Below are 5,991 nucleotides of genomic sequence, written 5' to 3'. Positions count from 1 at the left end.
TTTGGATGTGTATGGTCAGGATATGGTCACGACCAACTTTTATGGCGGGCCTGAATCATCCAAGGACGGAGCCCGGGGGCACATGGTCCTTTACCAATTGAACCAAGTGCCAAAGTATGCTTTGCAGTATATTCCAACCAATACCTTGAATTTCCAGCTTTGGAAGAATTACGTCAAGAGCATCAAGATCAGTCCTTACATTAAACTCGGCCATAGTCAGTCTGTTGGGTCAACTTCCCGCTATATCTATGAACTATCTATGAACTGGCTAACTGGAACCATACCAAAAAGTTGCGGTCAAACGAGCTTTTGCAGATTGACAAGAAGGACATGCAGGTCAAGCGGATCTGGACTTTTGCCGTCAGCAACGGCAAGCGGGAAAACAACTTCTACTTCTTAAACGCGGACGTGATTGACGACAACATCATGCTGGCCTTGTTCCACAGCAAGTTCAATCACCGCTTTGAAATCTGGAAGATCACCCGGACGGGCAACAGCTTCAAGGTTAAAGAAGCAGCCACTACTGACGGTGACTTGATTTCTAACTCCAGCCAGGTACAGGGCTTTACTTACAATGTTGCCCACAAGTGCTATTACCTTGCTTTTAACGATTACCTGTTTAAGATTGATGCCAAGGGTAACCTGGCCAACTACTACCACTTCAACGCCAAGCGGGAAGTAGAAAGCCTGGCTTCTTACAAGTCAAAGATCTATATAGCCATGAACAAGCGTGCAGAAGTTTTTGACTCGAATATGGCGAAACAGCCTCAAGAGCAGGCTCTTAAAAAATAAATATTCTTACTGAAATGCACTAGGCGGATAACTGCCTAGTGCATTTCTTAATCTAAAAATAATAAATGAAAGCTTATTTTGCGCGGGATGATGATAAAGAAGTGCCTTATTATTAATATAATATGAAGAAAAAGATGGATTTTTTTAGAAAGATGGTAAATTAAGGAGGTATTACTTAGTCGCGGTAAGAGCGGATTTATGGAGATAACAAACTGGAGGAGCGATGAAGAAATACAAGTATATTTTTTTACTACATCAGCATCTTATATACGGTGGGGATCTCGCTATGGAGCGGAAAGATCTACCTGTTTATACGGCATAGTGGCTACAGCGACAGCTTGATCAATCTTTTCTTGGAGATTTTCTGGCTGGTCACCTTTTTTGCCGAAATACCATCCGGCTACAGTGCTGACAAATTTGGTTATTTAAAAACGATCATGGCCAGCGGGATCATCAGAGCCTTAGGTTTGATAATTTTGGCACTCAGTCCCATGAATTTATTGTGGATGACAGTCAGCCGGGTCTTGACCGCGCTAGGGGATTCCCTGCAATCGGGCACCATGACTTCCTGGATTGCCAACAAGGCCGTTGAGCATGGCGAAAAAGACCAGCTTGGCGCGATTTTCTTTGGCTACAGTCTTATTGGCACGCCTTTGACCATGGCTGCCACCTTCGTTGGGGCTAATATTTTAGGCAATATCCGCCTGGACCTGCCCTTGCTGATCGGCGCGGCCTTTTTGCTCGCGACCAGTTTGACCATCATCCCTCTCTTGAAATATGACAGCCAAAACTTGGCTGAGGAGGAAGAAGGGATGCCGAAGCTGAACTTGGTTGCCGATGTAAAATACACGGTCAAGCAAGAACAGAAAACTTTTGCCTGGATCTTGCTTCTGCTTCCCGTGGCAATTATTTCAGCAGGTCCGCTTGACCAGTGGCAGATGTACTTTCAAAGAGGTAAGGCCGTCAATTCCGGGACGATTTCTGTCTTGATGAGCCTGGCCGGGATGCTGGCGATTTCTCTTTACAACCGCTATGTGTCCAAAAAGCCGCTGTCTAATAAAAGACAGACCCGCTTGATTGTTGTCAGCACGGTAATGATGGCTGCTACTTTTGCTCGGCGTGGTTGGTCTGAAAAACTGGTATTATGGGTCTCTCGCCTTGTTCATGCTCCATACCATGTTTGGCAGCTTGGAAAACATGCTGGGCGGGATTGTTTTGCAAACGACGATTCAAACAGAGAACCGCCGGGCGACGATTATGTCTGTTGCCAATGCCTTGGACGCGGGCGCGGAAGTCGCGATTTTGGCAATTAACGGCTTTTTGTCTGACCGCTATGGCATCGGCTTTGCCTGGGTAAGTCTGGCTGTTTTGGGCTTAGTTATCTTTTTGCTGGCAATTTTTGGCATGCAGAGTAAAAAATTAGAAGTTGAGGAGATTTAAATGGATATTACAGGATTTTTCAAGGATGGCCGCCTGCAGGTCATTCCCCGCAAGCAAAAGGCGAAAGATGCCTTGTTTGACGCGCTGATTGACCGCTTTGAATTTGGCCGGGATTATACTGAAAAGGAAGTCAATGAGATCTTGGCAGCAGTCTATGACAACTACGCTATTTTGCGCCGCTACTTGGTTGACACGGGCCGCTTGGAACTGGACCCTTATGGTCATCATTACTGGCGGGCAGAAAAGGAAGATTGATTTTATGGCATTTAAGACCACCACGTGGTGGTCTTTTTTTACTGTTTTTAAACTAAAAGCGAATGTTAATAAGAAACTCTTGGCAAATAGTTCATCTTTCTCTTTAAAAAAGTCCCGTTTTCTGTTATCCTAAGGGAAAGCAGACAGGAGGAATAATCGTGACTAGTAGAATCAGTGTTGTAATGGGCTCTAAGTCAGACTGGGGCTATATGCAGGAAGCTTGCAAGCTGCTCGACAAGTTCGGGGTCGACTACGACAAGCAGGTTATTTCAGCGCACAGAATGCCGGAGTAAATGTTCGCTTTTGCCCAAAAGGCAGCGGAAAACGGCACTAAGGTGATCATCGCTGGTGCTGGGGGGCTGCCCACCTGCCAGGCATGATTGCCGGCAACACTCCCTTGCCAGTAATTGGCTGCCCGGCCAAGACCAGCGCTTTGGGCGGGATGGACTCCCTTCTTTCCATCGTGCAAATGCCAGCAGGCATCCCTGTAGCGACGACCGCCATCGGCCCGGCCGGCGCCAAGAACGCGGCTCTTTTAGCCATGCAGATCTTAGGCATCGAAGATAAAGAACTCCAGCAAAAGATCGTGGACTACCGCAAGGAAATGCACGACCAAGCCAAAGAAAGCAGTGCAGACCTTGTCTATTAAAATCAAGCCCGGCCAAACGATCGGCATCATTGGCGGGGGACAATTAGGACAAATGCTGGCTTTTGATGCCAAGGCCAGCGGAATGAAGGCCATCATCCTGGACCCAACTCCAGCTTGCCCGGCCGGCCAAGCCGCAGATGACCAGATGGTGGCTGAATACAGTGATGTCGACGCCATCCATGAACTGGCCTCTAGAAGCGATGTCTTGACCTACGAATTTGAAAACGTGGACCTGGATGCCCTGGAGAGCGTCAAGGACCAGGTCTTTATTCCGCAAGGGACCAAGCTTCTATACACGACCAACAACCGGATGCGGGAAAAGACTTTTATCCAAAGTGCCGGCTGTGAAGTGGCCAAGTTCAGAGCAGTCAAGAACCGGGTTGACCTGGAAGAAGCCGTCAATGACTTGGGCCTGCCAGTCGTTTTGAAGACCTGTGAAGGCGGCTATGACGGCAAGGGCCAGGTTGTTTTAAAAGCAGCTGCCGACTTGGACAAGACTGCTGATGTCTTAGCTTGCGGTGACTGCATTTTGAAAAAATTGTCGACTTCCGTATGGAAGCCTCCGTCATGGTTGGCCGCAACTGCGATGGCCAAGTCACGGTCTTCCCGGTCAGCGAAAACATCAACCAGGGCGAAATCCTGCATGAAAGTATCGTCCCGGCCCGGATTTCCCCGGACTTGGCCCAAAAGGCCCAGGAGGCTGCCGTCAAGATCGCTGAAGCCATTGACCTGAAGGGGATCTTAGGCGTAGAAATGTTCGTTACTAAAGATGACAAAATTGTCATCAATGAACTGGCTCCCCGGCCCCACAATTCCGGCCACTACTCAATTGAAGCCTGCAACTTCTCCCAGTTTTCCGTCCACAACCGGGCAATTTGCAACTGGCCTTTGCCAAAGATCAAGCTGCTCAGCCCGGTCGTCATGGTCAATGTTTTAGGCCAGCACGTGGCCGGCACGGAAAATCTGATCGCCGAAAAGCCACAGTGGTCCTTCCATGACTATGGCAAGGGCGAGGTCCGCAGAGACCGGAAGATGGGGCATGTGACAATCCTGACTGATGATGTCGACAAGACTTTGGCCGAGATTGCCGCAACCAAAGTTTGGGATGTATAATTAAAAAGCAGATTATTGTTGATTTTTTAAAGGTGGAAAATAAATGATTGAACGCTATACCCGACCAGAAATGGGTGCCATTTGGACTGATGAAAAGAAGTATGAATGCTGGCTGGCAGTAGAAATCGCTGCTGATGAAGCCTGGTCCAAGCTTGGCTACATTCCGGCAGAAGACGTGGAAAAGATTAAGCAAAACGCCAAGTTCAGCGTTGACCGCATCAACGAAATTGAAGCCGTGACTCACCACGACGTTATTGCCTTCACCCGGACCATTTCTGAATCATTGGGGCCGGAAAAGAAGTGGGTGCACTACGGCTTGACCAGTACTGACGTGGTTGACACTGCCCAGGGTTACCAATTGAAGCAGGCTAACGACATCCTTCGCAAGGACATCCAGAACTTTATCGACGTCCTGGCCAAGCGGGCCCTTGAATTCAAGGATACGGTCTGCATGGGCCGCACCCACGGCATTCACGCTGAACCAACTACTTTCGGCTTGAAGTTCGCCCGCTGGTACTCAGAAATGAAGCGGAACCAGGAACGCTTTGAACACGCTGCCCGCGGAGTGGAAGCCGGCAAGATTTCCGGTGCCGTCGGGACTTTCGCTGAAGTTGACCCGGAAGTTGAAGCATATGTCTGCAAGAAGCTGGGTCTGCACGCCCAGGAAATTTCAACCCAGGTCCTGCCACGTGACCTGCACGCTGAATACATTGCTACCATCGCCCTGGTTGCAACTTCTTTGGAAAACATCGCTACGGAAATCCGTTCTTTGCAAAGAACGGAAATCCACGAAGTTGAAGAACACTTCGCCAAGGGGCAAAAGGGTTCTTCCGCTATGCCGCACAAGCGCAACCCGATCGGTTCAGAAAACATCTGCGGGATGGCCAGAGTTCTCCGCGGCAATGTCGTAACTGCCTACGAAGATGTAACCCTGTGGCACGAAAGAGACATCTCCCATTCAGGTACTGAACGGGTAATCCTGCCAGACAGCACCATCGGTCTTGACTACATGCTTAACCGGATGGGCAAGATCCTGGCCAACCTGGATGTCTTCCCGGAAACCATGAAGAAGAACATGGACAAGACTTTGGGCTTGATCTACTCCGGCCGCGTTCTGCTTAAGCTGGTTGAAAGCGGCATGAGCCGGGAAGCTGCCTACGACTTGATCCAGCCATACACGGCCAAGTGCTGGGCTGAACAAGTTCCATTCCGGCCTCTCCTTGAAGCAGACCCAACCATTCAAAAGCAACTGACTAAGGCTGATCTTGACGATGCCTTCGACTACCACTGGCACCTGCGCCACGTTGACGACATCTACAAGCGCCTAGGTTTGGAATAAGTGTAAAAGGGCAATGATTTTCAATGCGATTGCCAATATATAAAAGGTTGTGACTGTTAAAAAGTATTAATTTCATTCAGTACTAAATAGTAATATTTCTTATCAATTCATGATATAATGCCGGTATCAAAAGATTGGAAGGAAGAAACGATGAGCGAATACATGTCCATATCAAAAGCAGCTGAATATCTTAATGTTGCTAAGTCAACTCTCCGCAATTGGGAAGCTGAAGGACTGATTACGCCGCTTAGAACTGCCTCCAATCAACGTCGCTACACTAAAGAAATGCTAGATGAGCTTCTGCAAGGAAATGTGAAGGCATCTAAGCCTAAGAAGCTGCTGACCATCGGCTATTGCCGGGTTTCTTCTGGCCATCAAAAAGAAGACCTCCAAAGACAGAAGG

General features: G+C 48.5%; 6 protein-coding genes and 2 pseudogenes. All 8 read left to right on the top strand.

What is annotated here, in order from left to right; translation table 11 throughout:
* Positions 1-291: 291 nt before the first annotated feature.
* The gene (locus tag FD23_RS05985) at positions 292-792 is read left to right on the top strand and encodes a hypothetical protein (RefSeq protein ID WP_025896246.1); all 501 of its coding nucleotides are present in this window, start codon (positions 292-294) and stop codon (positions 790-792) included.
* 338 nt (positions 793-1,130) lie between these two features.
* The gene (locus FD23_RS05980; protein ID WP_230844865.1) at positions 1,131-2,105 is read left to right on the top strand and encodes an MFS transporter; all 975 of its coding nucleotides are present in this window, start codon (positions 1,131-1,133) and stop codon (positions 2,103-2,105) included.
* Positions 2,095-2,232 (top strand): hypothetical protein, encoded by a 138-nt coding sequence (locus tag FD23_RS10560; RefSeq protein ID WP_236743895.1) that lies wholly within the window; start codon positions 2,095-2,097, stop codon positions 2,230-2,232. Before FD23_RS05980 ends, FD23_RS10560 begins: the two co-directional genes overlap by 11 nt.
* Complete coding sequence (locus FD23_RS05975) at positions 2,233-2,487, top strand: DUF2087 domain-containing protein (protein WP_025896245.1); 255 nt, start codon at positions 2,233-2,235, stop codon at positions 2,485-2,487.
* A gap of 182 nt (positions 2,488-2,669) precedes the next feature.
* Positions 2,670-3,136: pseudogene (gene purE / locus FD23_RS05970) on the top strand (5-(carboxyamino)imidazole ribonucleotide mutase).
* A pseudogene (gene purK, locus FD23_RS05965) lies at positions 3,126-4,249 on the top strand (5-(carboxyamino)imidazole ribonucleotide synthase). The pseudogenes purE and purK overlap by 11 nt, the downstream one beginning before the upstream one ends.
* A 43-nt stretch (positions 4,250-4,292) precedes the next feature.
* Positions 4,293-5,588 carry an adenylosuccinate lyase gene (gene purB / locus FD23_RS05960; protein WP_025896244.1) on the top strand — a complete coding sequence of 432 codons (1,296 nt, stop codon included), beginning with the start codon at positions 4,293-4,295 and terminating at the stop codon, positions 5,586-5,588.
* Positions 5,589-5,738: 150 nt separating this feature from the next.
* Positions 5,739-5,991: MerR family DNA-binding transcriptional regulator (locus FD23_RS05955; protein WP_155515442.1), on the top strand; the 253-nt coding region annotated here is incomplete at its 3' end.

It is taken from the genome of Lactobacillus delbrueckii subsp. delbrueckii DSM 20074 = JCM 1012 (assembly GCF_001433875.1).
Lineage (GTDB): Bacteria > Bacillota > Bacilli > Lactobacillales > Lactobacillaceae > Lactobacillus > Lactobacillus delbrueckii.
The sequence above is the reverse complement of the archived record's forward strand: the minus strand, read 5'-3'. Positions and strand labels throughout refer to the sequence as shown.